Source organism: Embleya sp. NBC_00896, from assembly GCF_045207785.1.
Taxonomy (GTDB): Bacteria; Actinomycetota; Actinomycetes; order Streptomycetales; family Streptomycetaceae; genus Embleya.
Genome location: NZ_CP108776.1, coordinates 4,885,520 through 4,899,296, shown reverse-complemented (window position 1 = coordinate 4,899,296; position 13,777 = coordinate 4,885,520). Strand labels below are relative to the sequence as shown.

Annotated in this window: 16 protein-coding genes and 1 tRNA gene; 9 read left to right on the top strand and 8 right to left on the bottom strand. The window is 72.1% G+C overall.

Translation table 11 applies throughout. From position 1 onward, the window contains the following. Nucleotides 1–3: 3 nt before the first annotated feature. Both OG928_RS22310 and OG928_RS22305 read right to left on the bottom strand, forming a co-directional pair. Nucleotides 4–501: a universal stress protein gene (locus OG928_RS22310; RefSeq protein ID WP_020550635.1), complete on the bottom strand. Its 498-nt coding sequence runs from the start codon at nucleotides 499–501 to the stop codon at nucleotides 4–6. A 690-nt stretch (nucleotides 502–1,191) separates the two neighbouring features. Next, nucleotides 1,192–2,253, bottom strand: a complete 1,062-nt coding sequence (locus tag OG928_RS22305) for a YeiH family protein (RefSeq protein WP_406286530.1) — start codon at nucleotides 2,251–2,253, stop codon at nucleotides 1,192–1,194. A 71-nt stretch (nucleotides 2,254–2,324) separates the two neighbouring features. On the opposite strand from OG928_RS22305, the gene OG928_RS22300 reads away from it, so the two are divergent. The 4 genes from OG928_RS22300 (at nucleotide 2,325) to OG928_RS22285 (ending at nucleotide 5,581) form a co-directional block, all read left to right on the top strand. Continuing rightward, entirely contained in the window at nucleotides 2,325–3,251 is a 927-nt protein-coding gene (locus OG928_RS22300) for a LysR substrate-binding domain-containing protein (protein WP_406286527.1), read from the top strand. Nucleotides 3,252–3,487: 236 nt separating this feature from the next. Then, the gene (locus tag OG928_RS22295) at nucleotides 3,488–4,804 is read left to right on the top strand and encodes a GlxA family transcriptional regulator (protein WP_406286525.1); all 1,317 of its coding nucleotides are present in this window, start codon (nucleotides 3,488–3,490) and stop codon (nucleotides 4,802–4,804) included. A 4-nt stretch (nucleotides 4,805–4,808) separates the two neighbouring features. Further along, entirely contained in the window at nucleotides 4,809–5,420 is a 612-nt protein-coding gene (orn, locus tag OG928_RS22290) for an oligoribonuclease (RefSeq protein WP_406286523.1), read from the top strand. Nucleotides 5,421–5,505: 85 nt separating this feature from the next. Then, nucleotides 5,506–5,581 (top strand) — tRNA-His (locus OG928_RS22285). 214 nt (nucleotides 5,582–5,795) lie between these two features. On the opposite strand, the gene OG928_RS22280 is transcribed toward OG928_RS22285, so the two are convergent. The 3 genes from OG928_RS22280 to OG928_RS22270 all read right to left on the bottom strand — a co-directional run bounded on the left by OG928_RS22280 (nucleotide 5,796) and on the right by OG928_RS22270 (nucleotide 6,733). Beyond that, nucleotides 5,796–5,939, bottom strand: coding sequence for a hypothetical protein (locus OG928_RS22280; protein ID WP_406286521.1), 144 nt, complete (start codon nucleotides 5,937–5,939; stop codon nucleotides 5,796–5,798). A gap of 112 nt (nucleotides 5,940–6,051) precedes the next feature. After that, nucleotides 6,052–6,261, bottom strand: a complete 210-nt coding sequence (locus OG928_RS22275) for a DUF6243 family protein (RefSeq protein WP_406286519.1) — start codon at nucleotides 6,259–6,261, stop codon at nucleotides 6,052–6,054. 268 nt (nucleotides 6,262–6,529) lie between these two features. After that, a complete protein-coding gene (locus OG928_RS22270) occupies nucleotides 6,530–6,733 on the bottom strand; it encodes a hypothetical protein (RefSeq protein WP_406286516.1) in 204 nt (67 codons plus the stop codon). A 251-nt stretch (nucleotides 6,734–6,984) separates the two neighbouring features. Between OG928_RS22270 and hemC the strand changes: the two genes are divergently transcribed. Further along, nucleotides 6,985–7,884 (top strand): hydroxymethylbilane synthase, encoded by a 900-nt coding sequence (gene hemC / locus OG928_RS22265; RefSeq protein WP_406286514.1) that lies wholly within the window; start codon nucleotides 6,985–6,987, stop codon nucleotides 7,882–7,884. A gap of 125 nt (nucleotides 7,885–8,009) precedes the next feature. On the opposite strand, the gene OG928_RS22260 is transcribed toward hemC, so the two are convergent. Then, nucleotides 8,010–8,486, bottom strand: a complete 477-nt coding sequence (locus tag OG928_RS22260; RefSeq protein WP_406286511.1) for a hypothetical protein — start codon at nucleotides 8,484–8,486, stop codon at nucleotides 8,010–8,012. Nucleotides 8,487–8,668: 182 nt separating this feature from the next. Here OG928_RS22260 and OG928_RS22255 point away from each other — a divergent pair, with 182 nt between their 5' ends. Then, the gene (locus OG928_RS22255) at nucleotides 8,669–9,193 is read left to right on the top strand and encodes an NUDIX domain-containing protein (protein WP_406286509.1); all 525 of its coding nucleotides are present in this window, start codon (nucleotides 8,669–8,671) and stop codon (nucleotides 9,191–9,193) included. Nucleotides 9,194–9,488: 295 nt separating this feature from the next. Then, the gene (locus tag OG928_RS22250; RefSeq protein WP_406286507.1) at nucleotides 9,489–10,037 is read left to right on the top strand and encodes a hypothetical protein; all 549 of its coding nucleotides are present in this window, start codon (nucleotides 9,489–9,491) and stop codon (nucleotides 10,035–10,037) included. Nucleotides 10,038–10,120: 83 nt separating this feature from the next. On the opposite strand, the gene OG928_RS22245 is transcribed toward OG928_RS22250, so the two are convergent. Next, nucleotides 10,121–10,372, bottom strand: a complete 252-nt coding sequence (locus tag OG928_RS22245) for a hypothetical protein (RefSeq protein WP_406286505.1) — start codon at nucleotides 10,370–10,372, stop codon at nucleotides 10,121–10,123. 132 nt (nucleotides 10,373–10,504) lie between these two features. Between OG928_RS22245 and OG928_RS22240 the strand changes: the two genes are divergently transcribed. Then, a complete protein-coding gene (locus OG928_RS22240) occupies nucleotides 10,505–10,711 on the top strand; it encodes a hypothetical protein (protein ID WP_406286502.1) in 207 nt (68 codons plus the stop codon). On the opposite strand, the gene OG928_RS22235 is transcribed toward OG928_RS22240, so the two are convergent. Then, a complete protein-coding gene (locus tag OG928_RS22235) occupies nucleotides 10,702–11,865 on the bottom strand; it encodes an NUDIX hydrolase (protein ID WP_406286500.1) in 1,164 nt (387 codons plus the stop codon). The two genes, OG928_RS22240 and OG928_RS22235, sit on opposite strands and share 10 nt — an antisense overlap. Nucleotides 11,866–11,984: 119 nt before the next feature. Between OG928_RS22235 and OG928_RS22230 the strand changes: the two genes are divergently transcribed. After that, on the top strand, nucleotides 11,985–13,682 hold the full coding sequence (locus OG928_RS22230; protein ID WP_406286498.1) for a protein kinase domain-containing protein: 1,698 nt from the start codon (nucleotides 11,985–11,987) through the stop codon (nucleotides 13,680–13,682). The last annotated feature ends 95 nt before the right edge of the window (nucleotides 13,683–13,777 follow it).

Below are 13,777 nucleotides of genomic sequence, written 5' to 3'. Positions count from 1 at the left end.
GGATCAGGGGATCACGACGACCGGGCGTTTGGCGTGCTTGACCAGACGACAGGCGACCGAACCGAAGATCCGGCTGGCGAGGCCGGTGGATCCGCCGACCACGATCGCGTCGGCGGTGAACTCGCGCGCGACGTCCTCGATCTCGTGGCAGATGTCACCCCCGCGCTCGACCAGGATCCAGGGCACGTCGCTCAGGTGGTCCGCGCAGGCCAATTCCAGGCCCAGGGCCTCGGAGCGGCTGTCCGGGACGTCGATGAAGACCGGCGGCTCACAGCCGGCCCACACGGTGGCCGGAATGCGATTGGCCACGTGCACGATCACGAGCCCGCCGCCGAGCCTGCGCGCCATGCCGGACGCGTACGCGAGCGCACGCTCGCTGGACTCGGACCCGTCGAAACCGACGACGACGGGATGTTGGAACGCGGGATCGCGCTGATGAGGGGAGTCGGGACGGAGCAACGGTGTGCCGTCCGGAAGGTCACTGAACTCGAAAGCAGCCATGGGAATCGGGCGTCTTTGCTGTGGAGGGGCGCCTCGGGGCTTTCTGTACCAGATTACTGCGCCGACCCGCACAATCGAAGTGTCGACCGGGGTTCTCCCGGACAAAAACGACACCACGACGCGTGCCGATCGGGGCTCGATGCGTTCCGCCGGACCACGCACGGGGATGGCGCCCCCGACAAAGCCTCGGCGAGACACGCACATTAGCGGGACATCGCCGTGAATGGGGAGACCCGGGCGGCCGACCGAGTGATGGGGACTGCGCCGGGGGCCCGTCGGGGGCGACTCCGGGGCCGGGTCCGGGCCGGGCCCGGGCCGGGATCGCGGCGGATTCGCGGGGCGACGGCGGCCGGATCGGGCCGGCGGCGAACCGGGATCGGCAACCCCTCCCCGGCCCGCCCCGGCCCCGATCGAGGGTCCACTCTGACGCCGCAGGGGGGAACGGGCGTTACCCCGGACCCCGCCCGAGCGTTGGTCAGGACGACACCGTGCGTCCGGGCGACCGCGTCGAAACGGGCGGCGATCCCCTGGTTGGACGCCGACCCTCCCTCACGCCGACCCGCGCCGCGGCGCCGACGTCGAACCTGTCTGACGGCCCGTCACGCGCCGGGCCGTCGGCGGGTTCGACGTACTTCCGGACGCGTGCCGCCGCCGGTCCGCCGGCGGCGGGCGGGCTCGCGGCCGACCGGCTCACATCGTCAGCAGTACGCCGCCGTAGGCCGCGGCGGCGATCAGGCCCCAGGAGGCGAAGCCCAGGAGCAGGGCCCGCCAACCGGTCCGGACCAGCCGGGTCAGGTCGACCATGCTGCCGAGCCCGAACAGCGCGGCGGCCAGGAGCAGGTCCTGCGCGGTGCCCGCGACCTCCAGGGGCGTCTCCGGGACCAGGCCGGTGCTGCGCACCACGACCATGGCCAGGAAGCCGATCACGAACAGCGGCATCAGCGGCGGGCGCCCGCCGTCGGCGCGCTCGGTGCCCGAGCGCCTGGCCCGGCGGCGCAGCGAGTACGCGGTGCCCACGACGATCGGTGCGAGCAGCAGGACGCGCATCAGCTTCACCACGACGGCGGTGTGCAGCGCGACCGGACCGGCCACGCCGGCGGCGGCGACCACCTGGCCGACGTCGTGCACGCTCGCCCCGACCCAGCCGCCGTACTGGACGACGCCCAGGTCGAGCGGGCCGCGCAGGAGCGGCAGGACGCCGATCGCGAGGCTGCCGCACAGCGTCACCAGTGCGACGGCGGTGACCACGTCCTCCTCGTCGCTCTCGCTCACGCCGTTCATCGCGGCGACGGCGGACGCGCCGCAGATCGAGAAGCCCGTCGCGATCAACAGCGGCTGGTCGCCGGGCAGGCCCATCCGGCGGCCGAGCCACCGGGTGCCGAAGAACGTCACCAGGACCACGCCGAGCACCATCGCGACCGGCGCGACGCCGAGCCCGAGGATGTCGCCGAGGGCGAGCTTGAGGCCGAGCAGGACCACGCCGGCGCGCATCAGCCGCTTGGCCGCGAAGCCGAGACCGGGCGCGGTCGCGGCGGGCAGCAGCCGCAGGTTGGCGGCCAGCACGCCGAGCGCGACCGCGATGGTGAGCATCGGCACGTTCGGCCAGAGCCGGTGCGCGCCCCAGCCGACCGCGACCGCGAGCACGGCCGCGACCAGGCCCGGCCACAGCCGGGACGGCTTCGTCCCGGTCGTGGCGTGCCGCGTGCGGGTGCGGGTGCGGTGCGCGCCTCGGTGCGGGGCCGTCAGGGTCATGACGACCACCCTCCGCCCGGCGCCTCGGCCCGGGTAGCCGTCGGCTGCCTGGCAGGTCATAGGGTTTGGCTATGACCCCGCACGCACGCCCACCGGCGCGGTTGCCGGACCTGTACACGCTCGAACTGCTCGTCGCGGTGACCGAGACCGGCAGCCTCGGCAGCGCGGCCCGCCGGTTCGGGATCAGCCAGCCGTCGGCGAGCGCGCGGATGCGCACGCTGGAGCGGCGGCTCGGGGTGCGGCTCCTGGAGCGCAGTACGACCGGCTCGGTGCCCACCGCGGCCGGGCTGGTGATCACCGACTGGGCGCGGGGCGTGCTGGACCAGGCGCACGCGCTCGTGGAGGGCGCGGCCGCGCTCAAGGCCCGACGCGAGGACCGGCTGCGGGTCGCGGCCAGCCTGACCGTCGCCGAGCATCTGGTGCCGGGGTGGCTGATGGCGCTGCGGGACGCGGTGCCGGGCGTGCACGTCGGCCTCCAGGTGACCAACAGCCTGCACGTGATCGAGGCGCTGCGGGCCGGCGAGGCGGACCTGGGCTTCGTCGAGGGGCCGTGGGTGCCGCGCGACCTCCAGTCGGCGTCGGTGGGCCGGGACCGGCTCGTGGTGGTGGTCGCGCCGACCCACCCGTGGGCCCGGCGCCGGCGCCCGGTGTCGGCCGCCGAGCTGGCCGCCACGCCGCTGCTGCTGCGCGAGGCGGGGTCGGGCACGCGGGACACCCTGGAACGGGCCCTGGCGGCGCACGACGGGGTGGCCGTGCCGGCCTTGGAGCTGGGCGCCACGGCGCCGCTGCGCTCGGCCGCGATCGCGGGCTCCGCGCCCGCCGTACTGTCCGATCTCGCGGTCCGCGAGGACCTCGCCGAGGGGCGCCTGGTGGCCGTGCCGGTGGAGGATCTCCCGGCCCTGGATCGGGTGCTGCGGGCGGTCTGGCCACGCGGTCGAGAGCTGCCCGAGGCGGCCCTGCACCTGCTGCACGCGGCTCGGCAGCGCCCGGAGAGCTGACGGCGGAGGCAAATGTCGACAAGTTCCGCGATGTGACCACCGTCACAAACATGCATATCTACATAACGTCACGTAGAGAACACCATGCATAGACAAGGTAAGAGAGAGTAAGTTCCGATCTTGGGTTACGCGAGTGACGCCTGTGAACTACTGGGGCGGGGCTGACGGCGCGGCCCGACCATGGGCACGACCGGGGCCATGCGGGGCACAGAGGGGTGAAGGGGGCGATCGGGGCCATGAGCAGGATCGACAGCCACAAGGACCGGCGACGGGGGCGTACCCGCGTGGTCGATGCCGACCATGCGGCCGACCGCGCGGTCGAGGCCACCGCGTCCACCGGGCCCGACGCACCCGGCTCGGAAGCGACCGGCGACGAGGACGCGGTGAAGATCGTGGCCGCGTCCACCGTGCTGTCCGAGGCCCCGCCCGAGTCCGACTCGATCGAGGACGACGGCGATCTCGCCGACGACATCGACTTCGACGACGCGTACGACCCGGACGCCGAGGGGGTGCTCGCCCCGGGCCGGGACCGCCCGCTGCTCGGCCGCCGCCGCCCGGACACCATCGCGGTGCTGCTGTTCGCGAACTCGCCGATCCTGGAGAGCTCGATACCGATATCGGTGTTCGGAGTGGACCGACGCGACGCCGGCGTCCCCAACTACCGATTACTGGTGTGCGCGGCCGAACCCGGACCGCTCCGTACCACCGGCGGGGTCGAACTGATCGCCCCGTACGGCCTCGACGCCCTCGCCCGGGCCGGCACCGTGATCGTGCCGGCGTGGCACTCGCCGTCCCGGATGCCGCCGCCGCCCGTTCTCGAGGCGCTGCGTCGGGCACACCGCGAGGGAGCCCGGATCGTCGGCCTGTGCGGCGGCGCGTTCGTGCTCGCCGCGGCGGGCCTGTTGGACGACCGCCCGGCCACCACGCACTGGATGTACGCGCCGGCCCTGGCCAAGCGGTACCCGAAGGTCCGGGTCGACCCGCGCGAGCTGTACGTCGACGACGGCGACATCCTCACCAGCGCCGGCACCGCGGCCGGGATCGACCTGTGCCTGCACCTGGTCCGGCTCGACCACGGCCCGGACGCGGCCAACGCGCTCGCCCGCCGGCTCGTCGTGCCCGCCCACCGGATCGGCGGTCAGGCCCAGTACATGGACCTGACCCTGCCCGAGGAGATCAGCGGCGACCCGCTCGCCACAGTCATCTCGTGGGCTCTGGAGAACCTCGCGGACCGCTTCGACATCGAGCAGTTGGCGACCCGCGCGTACATGAGCAGGCGCACCTTCGACCGACGCTTCCGCACCCTCACCGGCAGCGCCCCGTTGCAGTGGCTGCTGACCCAGCGGGTGCTCCAGGCCCAGCGGCTCCTGGAGACCACCGATCTCCAGGTGGAGGAGATAGCCCGGCGGTGCGGATTCCGCTCGCCGGTCGCGCTGCGCGGGCACTTCCGCAAACAATTGGGTGTCCCGCCCGCCTCGTATCGCGAGACCTTCCGCGCCCGCAGCCCGGAAGAGACCGGAGACGAGGAGGCGTGCGCCCGGGCCGTAGGGTGACCCCATGAACGACCGCTTGGTCTGGATCGACTGTGAGATGACCGGACTCGACCTGTCCCGGGACGCGTTGGTGGAGGTGGCGGCCCTCGTCACCGACTCCGACCTCAACATCCTTGGTGACGGTGTCGACGTCGTGATCCGCCCGCCCGCCGAGGCGCTGGCCGGCATGCCCGATGTGGTGCGCAAGATGCACACCGCTTCAGGTCTGCTGGACGAGCTGGACGCGGGCATGACCCTCGCCGAGGCCGAGGCCGAGGTGCTGAAGTACATCCGCGCGCACGTCCCGGAGGGCCGCAAGGCCCCGCTGTGCGGGAACTCGATCGGCACGGACCGGGGCTACCTGGCCCGGGACATGCTCGAGCTGGACAACTACCTGCACTACCGGGTCATCGACGTCTCCTCGATCAAGGAGCTGGCCCGCCGCTGGTATCCGCGGGTCTACTTCCAGAGCCCCCCGAAGGCCGGCAACCACCGGGCGCTCACGGACATCCACGAGAGCATCGAGGAACTCCGCTACTACCGTGAGGCGATCTTCGTCCCGGACCCCGGTCCGGACAGCGAGACCGCCAAGGAGATCGCCGCGAAGTACGGCCACCGGCCCGCCGAGCACGCCTGAGACCACCCCCGCGGAAACCCTGCGGCGAGCAGTCTCCCCAAGCCTGTACACTTTTCCTCGCCGGGACGGAAACGCCTCGGCGATGGTGGGTGTAGCTCAGCTGGTAGAGCACCTGGTTGTGGTCCAGGAAGTCGCGGGTTCAAGTCCCGTCACTCACCCCAGAAGATCAAGGCCCGACCTGCGACAGACAGGTCGGGCCTTTGTCGTGCCTCGATGCCGTCGGCCGGCCCGTGGAGGCCGCCGTTCACGACTGGTCGCCGTGTTCCGAACCCGGCGGGCGATCGTGCGGTCGGCGAGCACCGCGCGGGCGCCTTGCGGCGATGGACCGGGTACACCGTGTACCCGGTCCATCGAAGTGCGGTAAATCAGTCGAAATCACACACCGATACGGCGTGCCATGCGCAGCACGGGCTCCCGTGAGGTGAGCAGGTTCCTGCGCTTGGCCGTGGTCACCGTGTCGCGCACGAGCGGGTGTGCCTGCACGTACTCGGGTGCGAGCCGGTCCGCGTACTCATGCACACTTCGGCCTGCGTCCAGACCGCGGCGATCTCCAGGCCCGGGCACCGCCCCTGGCGCATGGGGTCCGGCGTGCGAAACGGGCGGTCCCGGGAGGGCCGCCCGTTTCATTCGGTTACTCGGACGCCTGCTCGGTGTCCGTTGTGTCCGTGTCCGCCGCGGCCGTCGCGCGCTGTTGCATCCTGCGGGCGAGGTCCTTCTTGTAGGCCGCGGCCGATTGCTCGTTCGTCTGGGCGGCGGCGGTGTTGCCGCCGCGCAGCGATGTGCGGGAGAGCTTGCTGCGCTGACCTCCGACACCGAGCATGCCGCTTCGTTTCCTGCTCATGGGGGTCCCTCCGGAACGGATCCGTCCGACTGTGTTTGCGGTCGTCAGGCCGGGCCCGAAGGGCGTACGCGTGAGGTCTTCGTGCGAGAGTGCGTCAGCCGACGCGCACGCCCCGGGCGGCCGGGAGGGTGCGGCGCTCGCGGGGGCCGCGCGTGAGCGTCGGGTACGGACCGCACCCGAACACGTAGGGATGGCTTGTCATACGAGCGAGCCTAAGCAGGCCGCCGCCGGCCCGGCAAAGGATTTTGCGAACCCGCCCAACCGCTCGTCAGCACTTCCGGGCGAAGGCCGGATCGATGACGCCCAGGGCGTCGGCCGCGCTGCCGCACACGCCGCCGACCGTGTCGATGTTGTCCGCCCGGACCGTGTGGGTCTCGGGCCCGGCGGGGGTGGCCACCGCGACGGTCGCGCCGACGACGGGCACGGCGATGACGGTGGTGCTGACCAGCAGGCTGCGGACGAATCGCTGCACGGCACGGTTCCTTGTCTGGAAATCCGGCGATCTCGAAGTCTCGAACGCTCGGTGGGAGGTGTCTCGAAAACGGGACAACCACCCCAAAGGACACGCCAATTGCGCCGAACGGCCACGGCGGGTGCCGCAAGCACCCGGCCGGGCCGAATCCGGCCGAGGTTCGGACGGGTGCGCGAGCGGGTCCCACCTTCGGGGGATCGATCCGGGTCACGGTGTCGTGTCTCGCGGGCTTCGGGCCTACCGTGGCGCGCATGCAGCTCCGCATCGGTACCCGGTCCTCCCCCATGGCCCTCGCGCAGGCTCGACTGGTCGCGTCCCTGCTCCCCCGGCTCCCCTACGAACCCACAATCGTTCCGCTGTCCACGAGCGGCGACCGCTGGGGCGGCAGCCTCGCCGAACTCGGCGGCAAGGGCGCCTTCGTCAAGGAACTCGACCGCGCGCAGCTCGACGGGGAGGTGGACCTGGTCGTGCACTGCCTCAAGGACGTGCCCGGCGACGTCCCGCTGCCCGAGGGGCTCACGATCGCGGCCTACCTGCCGCGTGACGACGTCCACGACTGCGTCGTCGGCGCGCGCCTGGCCGACCTCCCGGACGGCGCCCGGATCGGCACCAGCTCGGTCCGCCGCGCGGCGCAACTGCGGCGCAGCCACCCGCAGCTGAACCCGCTCCCGATTCGCGGTTCGGCGAATTCGCGGCTGGCCAAGCTCGACGCCGGCGAGTTCGACGCGCTGATCCTGGCCGTCGCCGGCCTCGAACGCATCGGCGAGAGCCTGCGCATCGCACAGATCCTGACGACGACTCAGATGCTGCCCGCGGTCGGCGCCGGCGTGCTCGCACTGCAATGCCGTACCGACGACGAGCGGACCCTGGCCACCGCGACCGCCCTCGACGACGCCCCCACTCGCGCGTGCGTCACCGCCGAGCGGGCCCTGCTGCGCGAGCTGCGCGGCCACTGCCACAGCCCGATCGCGGCCTACTGCACCGGCACCGGCGCGGGCCTGACCCTGCACGCCGCCGTGTACAGCCCGGACGGGGCCGACGTCCTACAGGCCACCGACCACGGCTCGGAGCCCGACAAGCTCGGCGCCACCGTGGCGGGCGAGCTCCTCGCCCGCGGCGCCCGCGCGCTGATCGACGCGATCCCGCGCTGAGGCCCGGCGCGCCGATCGGTCGCCCCACAGCGGGCCACGACGGAACGCCCACCGGTCGCCGCACGGACCACACCCGCCGAGCCGGCCCCCCAGGTGGCCCGACGGGTGTGGCTACCGCGTACCGGTCAGCGGTTGAGGCAAGACGACACGGCAGTCTGCAGTTCGGCCGGCAGCTTGTTGGTCCGGGCGTACTCCTGGTCGAACGCGTTCATGTCGGCCTGGGTGTACTTGCCCTGGAGCTCCGTCAGCGCGCACTGGCAGTACTTCGTGTTGTTCCCCGAAGTACTGAGGCAGCCGTTGAGGAAGTTCCTCGAGTAGGTGGGGTTCCAGTCGTTGGCGCCGCTGCCCCTGGAGGTGGTGGGCGGGTCGACCGGGGCCGTGGTGCGCGGACGCGACGTCGTGGGACGGTCGCTGGGACGCCGCGTCGAGTCGTCGGTCGCCTTCCCCGTCGGCTCCTTCGACGTCGGCGCGGCGCTGTCCGAGGTCTTCGTGGTCTCGCCGAGCCCGCCGAGCCCGCCGAAGCCGCCGTCGTCGTCACCCCCGCAGGCGGCCACCCCGAAGCACATCAGGGCGGCGATCAAGCCGGCTTTGAAGGTACGCATGCTCTCCCCCTAAAACGATGTTGATCGAGACTCTCCTCCCCTCGTTCCCGACGGAGCAAGGGGATCTTTTCGGCCATTGCGTAACGGTTCCGCCTACACACCCGTTTACCTACGTCGAGTGTGTTCTCCTCCCCCTACGACTACCGCGTCACCCTCCGCGCGGCGAAAGGTGGTCCGCCGCAATGGCCGTCCCCCCGGACGACGTTCGAGCCGCACTGCGCGGGTACCTCGCCGGTCGACCCGACGAGGCGCCGGCGCTCGCGGGCCTGCGCGCACTGCTCGCCGACGGCGTCGACGTCGTGTACGGGCGCGGCCACGCGCACGTGGTCGCGGCCGTCGCCGCGCACACCGACGATGGCCGGGTACTGCACGTACGCGACCACGGTAGCGACTCCTGGATACTGCCGTGCGGACACCCTCGCGCCGGCGACCACTCGCTGCGCGGTGTAGCGCTGCGCGCACTCGCCGAGCAGAGCGCCATCGCGCCGGAACTGGTCGAGCCGCTGCCCACCGCCTTCGCGTCCGACGTGTCCTTCCACATCCCGGCCGACGTCACCATCGACGGCGACCACGTCGTCTTCCACTACCCGTACCGCCCGACCGCCGCGAGCCGGTACGCGAACGTGCGCGCGCTCACCTCCCTCGGGAACCCGAACGCCGCCACCGGGCACGCGTGGTTGACCTCCGGCGCCCTGCTCATGCGCTGACCGACGCATCGCGGGGCCGCGGGTGCCACGGAAGCCACCGGCCTACAGCAACGGCGCCGCCCGCACCTGCCGACTGTCGGGCTGCCGGGCTGTCGGGCTGTCGGGCTGTCGGGCTGCCGCAGATGAGCGGTGTCGGGTATCGCCGGTCGGGTGTCGGCATGGTTTACCGCTGCGCAAACTTCCACAAACCGGTCACCAAAGTGCTGATCGTCACATTCCATGGCGTTTATCGATCCGATCTGTTCACTATGGACGGGTTGCCTCCCATCGGACGGCAGGAAGGAACGGCATACCCATGACTTTGACGCCCGAGAACGTAGCCGCACTCCGTGGCCTTGCCGCCGATGTCACGGCCCTCGGCGCCGACGGCGCCCAGCGGCACCCCGCGTTCTCCGCCTCGGCCGGCCTGCTCGCCGACCGTGCGGACGCCCTCTCGTCGCAGGCCCCGCCGTTCCACAAGGTCGCGCTGCGCCGGATCGGCGACGCGCTGCGTGCCGCCGCCGAGTCCCGCGAGGCCGGCGACACCATCCGGGTCGCGACCATCCAGCGCACCGCCGCGCACCTGGCCGACCGCCTCGTGCTCGCCCTCGACCGCTACGCGACCGCCGCGCCCACCGCGACGCCGGCGATCTGTACGCGCTGCAACGAGCCCTACATCGCCCAGCTGATCCCGACCCAGCGGCGCTACCTGTCCCGGATCGACTCCCCCGTGTCCGGCCACGTGTTCAACGCCGCCGGCACGACGTACATCGTCGAGCGGCACGTGCTGTGCCCGCTGGGAGACCTCGCCGAGACGTCGGGCCTGCCCGAGCACGAGCACCTGGACGACCTCGACAACGCGTGACCGGAGACGCGGCGCGACCCGAGTCCGGGCGCGACCGAGACCGAGCGTGACCGAGGCCGGACCCCCCACACGGGGGCCCGGCCTCAATCGCCGTCCCGGTCCTTCTTGTCCTTCTTCAGGCGCCGCAGGTATTCGCGGGTCCACCCGGTCACCTTGACCACCTCGGACTGCTTGACCCCCGCAGCGATCGCCCGCACCGCCGCCCGTTTGAGCTCTTGACGGGCCTCCTCGTGCGCCTTCTCGGTCCTTCGGTACGCCTTCGCGGCCTTGACCAGGCGATCTCCGGCATGGTCGGCGTGGTCCGCGCCGCTCCGGTCGACATCCTTGTGATCCACAGTGTCAGGATGCCATATGGACGGCCACCGCCGTAGGCCAACTCAGTTGACATTCTGGCGAGGAAGAAGGAAACTGGGGACCGAACCAAAGGTGAACGGAAGGTTAACTTCACCAGTCTCGGAGGAACCACCATGCTGAAGACCCTCACCGCCCCGGCCATGTGCACCCGTTGCGGCGAGCCGTATGTCGCGGCACTCAGCCCGCGCTCGCTCGTCACGATGCAGGTCCCGGCGTTCCGCGCCCCGGAGATCGTCGGTGGCCGGCTGATGACGATCGACGACACCGTCTGCCTCGTCGAGCGGCACGCCCCCTGCACCGGCGTCGGCAACTACCGCTGATCCTCGGCGGCCCCTGTCAGCACGGCCGCCAGCATGCCCAGCGTCGACCAGTCGACCCGCCCCGAGCGCAGCAGTTCGCCGTACGTCGTGATCTCGACGTGAGTGCGTTCCCCGTCCCCGGCCACTCCATGTGGGCCGGGGTCGCTGCGTAGTGCGGCCAGTTCGTCCTCGGTCAGCTCCGCCGAGTACACGTGCGCGTGGTGCGCCGCCAGCGTGGCCGCGAGCTGCCGCGAACCGTGCGCGCGGACCCGCTCCGCGGCCAGGACGAGCCCGGTCTCCTGCCCGACCTCGACGCACGCGTCGGCGGCCGTGTGCCCGCTCCCGCCCGGCGGCTCGTGTATGAACCCGTCCGCCGTGCGCGCCGCCGAGCGGAACTCCCGCACCAGCACGACGGTGCAGGCGTCGAGCGTCGCCCCGCGCCGGTACAGCACGACCGTCGCGATGTCCGGCCGACCGAGCACCACCTCGTCGTCCTTGACCCGACCACCCTCGGCACCGATCGCGACCCGCACGTGCGCCGCCCACAGCCACGCCTCGTCGCCCCGGCGCCACACCCACCCGATCCGGCCGCCGAGCAGCGTGTTGCCCGCCGCGCGCTGGGCGCCGTACCAGTCCCGGAACGCCGGCGTGCCCCACACGTTCAGCGGGATGTCCCGCTCCCCCGCGACCCGCGCGGAGCCCGTACCGAGCGCGTCGAGCGCGGTGTCGACAGTCGCGGCCAGGGTGTCCCGCACCGGCACGTCGTGCCCGAGCGCGTACGCGCGCTGATAGCGCACCCGCGGCGCGTCCGGCGGCGTGCCCAGGACCGCACGGCCCGAGTCCTTGAGCCAGCCCCACTCGTCGTTGGTGGTCAGGCCGGGCAGGTCCCGGAGGTCGCGCGGCAGCCAGAACACGACCCGGTCGCTGCGGTCGAGTTGGCGCAACTCCCAATCCCGCTGCACCTGGTGCGTGGGCCACGAGTGCCCGTCCCCCGGCTCCGGCACGAACACCACGAGCCGACCGGGGCCGCGCCACCGTTCGCGGATCAGGTCGAGCGCGCCCGGACGCCAGGACGCCACGTGCGGCGCGCGGGGTGTGGGGCCGGCCAGGAACACGCTCGCGTCCCAGCCGGTGGGCGGCTCGTCGGGCGAGTTGACGACAATGATCTCGGTCATGGGGCCGACCGTACTGGGGCCACATACGGGTGCGCATGGAGCGGACGCCGAGGGGACTCGTCGCGGCCGACCCGATCCGTGTCCGGGTGGTGATGTCGCATACCGTTCCCCGCACGGACGTGGCTACGAAAGAATCGCGTGTATACGGCGCGTACGGGGAGGCGTTTGCGGTGGCTCAGTTGTGGCTTGGCAGCCGGTATCGGCTGGTCAAGAGGCTGGGCTCGGGAGGTGCCGCGACGGTATGGCGGGCCTGGGACCAGCGGATGGAACGCTTCGTCGCGGTGAAGGTCCTGAAGGAGTCCTTCGGGATGTCCAACAGCGTCGACCGATTCGGCCTCGAAGCCGTGATCGCGGGCGGCCTGTCCTCGCCCAACATCATCGTCGTGCACGACCGCGGCAAGAAGAAGGTCGAGCACCGCGGCGGCCCGACATTCGCGGGTACCGAGCCGCCGTTCGGGCCCGAGACCCGGAGTCTGCTCCCCGACGACGCGCAGTCCACCCACGACGCGCAGGTGACCTCCGCGCTCGGCCCGAGCCTGGGCGGCATGCAGGAGACCGACGGCATGGTCATGTACGTCGCGATGGAGCTGATCACGGGCCGCTCGCTCGCCCAGCTCGTCGCGGACGGCGCGTGGTTGCCGATCGGGCACGTGATCGGCTGGGCCATCCAACTGTGCGACGGGCTCGACGTCGCGCACTCGGGCGGCGTGCTGCACCGCGACATCAAGCCGGCGAACGTCATGGTGACCTCGCGCGGGGTGGTCAAGGTGCTCGACTTCGGCATCGCGCGATACATGGAGACGGTGTCCTCGCGCGCGGGCATCACGCTGCCCGGGAGCATGCTCGGGACGCCGGCGTACATGTCGCCCGAGCAGATCCGCGGCGGCGACATCGACGGCCGCGCCGACCTGTACAGCGTCGGCTGCGTGCTGCACGAACTGCTCACCGGAGCACCGCCGTTCGGCCTGGACCATCCGCACGCGATGATGCACCACCACCTGACCGTCCCGCCCGAGTCGGTGCGCAACACCCGCCTTGAGGTGCCCGACGACCTCGCCGCGCTCGTGCTGGCCCTGCTCAGCAAGCGACCGGCGAACCGCCCCGGGAGCGCCGCCGAGGTGCGCGATCGGCTGTGCGAGCTGTCGATCGCGCCGCCACGCAACCTCGCGCCGCAGCCGTGGGGCACGGTGCCGGAGGAGCCGAGCTCGCTGGTCGACCCGCAGCCCACCCAGGACCAGCCGGTCCGGCTTCGGGCGACCCCGCCCCCCACCGCCCCGCGGGCGGTCCGGGCGGCCGACTCGATCCAGGTCATGCGCACCGAACTGGGCAAGCAGATGCGGCTGTACGGGCCGGATCACCCGGACACCCTGCTGCTGCGCGAGCAGTTGGCCGGGCGACTCGGCCGGGACGGCGACCCGGTGGCCGCGACGACGCTGCTGCGCTCGGTGATCTCGGACAGCGGGCGGCTGCGCGGCGCGCTGGATCCGGACACGCTGCGGGCGCGGCGCGGCCTGGCCCGGTGGACCGCCGAGGCGGGCCGCCCGGCCGAGGCCGCCCGACTGCTCAAGGGCCTGCTGCCGGACCAGGTCGCGGTCCTGGGCACCGACCACTTGGAAACCCTGCGCGTCCGCCGCGAACTCGCTCGACGCGAGGGCGACGCGGACAACTTCGAGGGCGCGGTCCGCCTCCTCCGAGCCCTGGTCCCCGACGTCATCCGCGTCCTGGGCCCCGACCACGAACTCGTCACCGAAGTCTGGGACGAACTAACCGCCTGGGAACACCGCCTCGACCGCTCCCGCCTCCGAGACCAGGCCTGACCCCCACACCGCCCACACCCGACCAAACCAAATCAGCCCGTCCGGCGCTCGAGGCCGCACCGGCCGCAGGCCATGCCAAATCAGCCCGTCCGGCG

Coding starts and splice junctions, on each gene's coding strand:
- OG928_RS22250 (WP_406286507.1), top strand. CDS start 9,489: ATGACTTTGACGCCCGAGAACGTAGCCGCACTCCGTGGCCTTGCCGCC.
- hemC (WP_406286514.1), top strand. CDS start 6,985: ATGCAGCTCCGCATCGGTACCCGGTCCTCCCCCATGGCCCTCGCGCAG.
- orn (WP_406286523.1), top strand. CDS start 4,809: ATGAACGACCGCTTGGTCTGGATCGACTGTGAGATGACCGGACTCGAC.
- OG928_RS22295 (WP_406286525.1), top strand. CDS start 3,488: ATGAGCAGGATCGACAGCCACAAGGACCGGCGACGGGGGCGTACCCGC.
- OG928_RS22255 (WP_406286509.1), top strand. CDS start 8,669: ATGGCCGTCCCCCCGGACGACGTTCGAGCCGCACTGCGCGGGTACCTC.
- OG928_RS22310 (WP_020550635.1), bottom strand. CDS start 501: ATGGCTGCTTTCGAGTTCAGTGACCTTCCGGACGGCACACCGTTGCTC.
- OG928_RS22240 (WP_406286502.1), top strand. CDS start 10,505: ATGCTGAAGACCCTCACCGCCCCGGCCATGTGCACCCGTTGCGGCGAG.
- OG928_RS22275 (WP_406286519.1), bottom strand. CDS start 6,261: ATGAGCAGGAAACGAAGCGGCATGCTCGGTGTCGGAGGTCAGCGCAGC.
- OG928_RS22305 (WP_406286530.1), bottom strand. CDS start 2,253: ATGACCCTGACGGCCCCGCACCGAGGCGCGCACCGCACCCGCACCCGC.
- OG928_RS22235 (WP_406286500.1), bottom strand. CDS start 11,865: ATGACCGAGATCATTGTCGTCAACTCGCCCGACGAGCCGCCCACCGGC.
- OG928_RS22300 (WP_406286527.1), top strand. CDS start 2,325: ATGACCCCGCACGCACGCCCACCGGCGCGGTTGCCGGACCTGTACACG.
- OG928_RS22260 (WP_406286511.1), bottom strand. CDS start 8,486: ATGCGTACCTTCAAAGCCGGCTTGATCGCCGCCCTGATGTGCTTCGGG.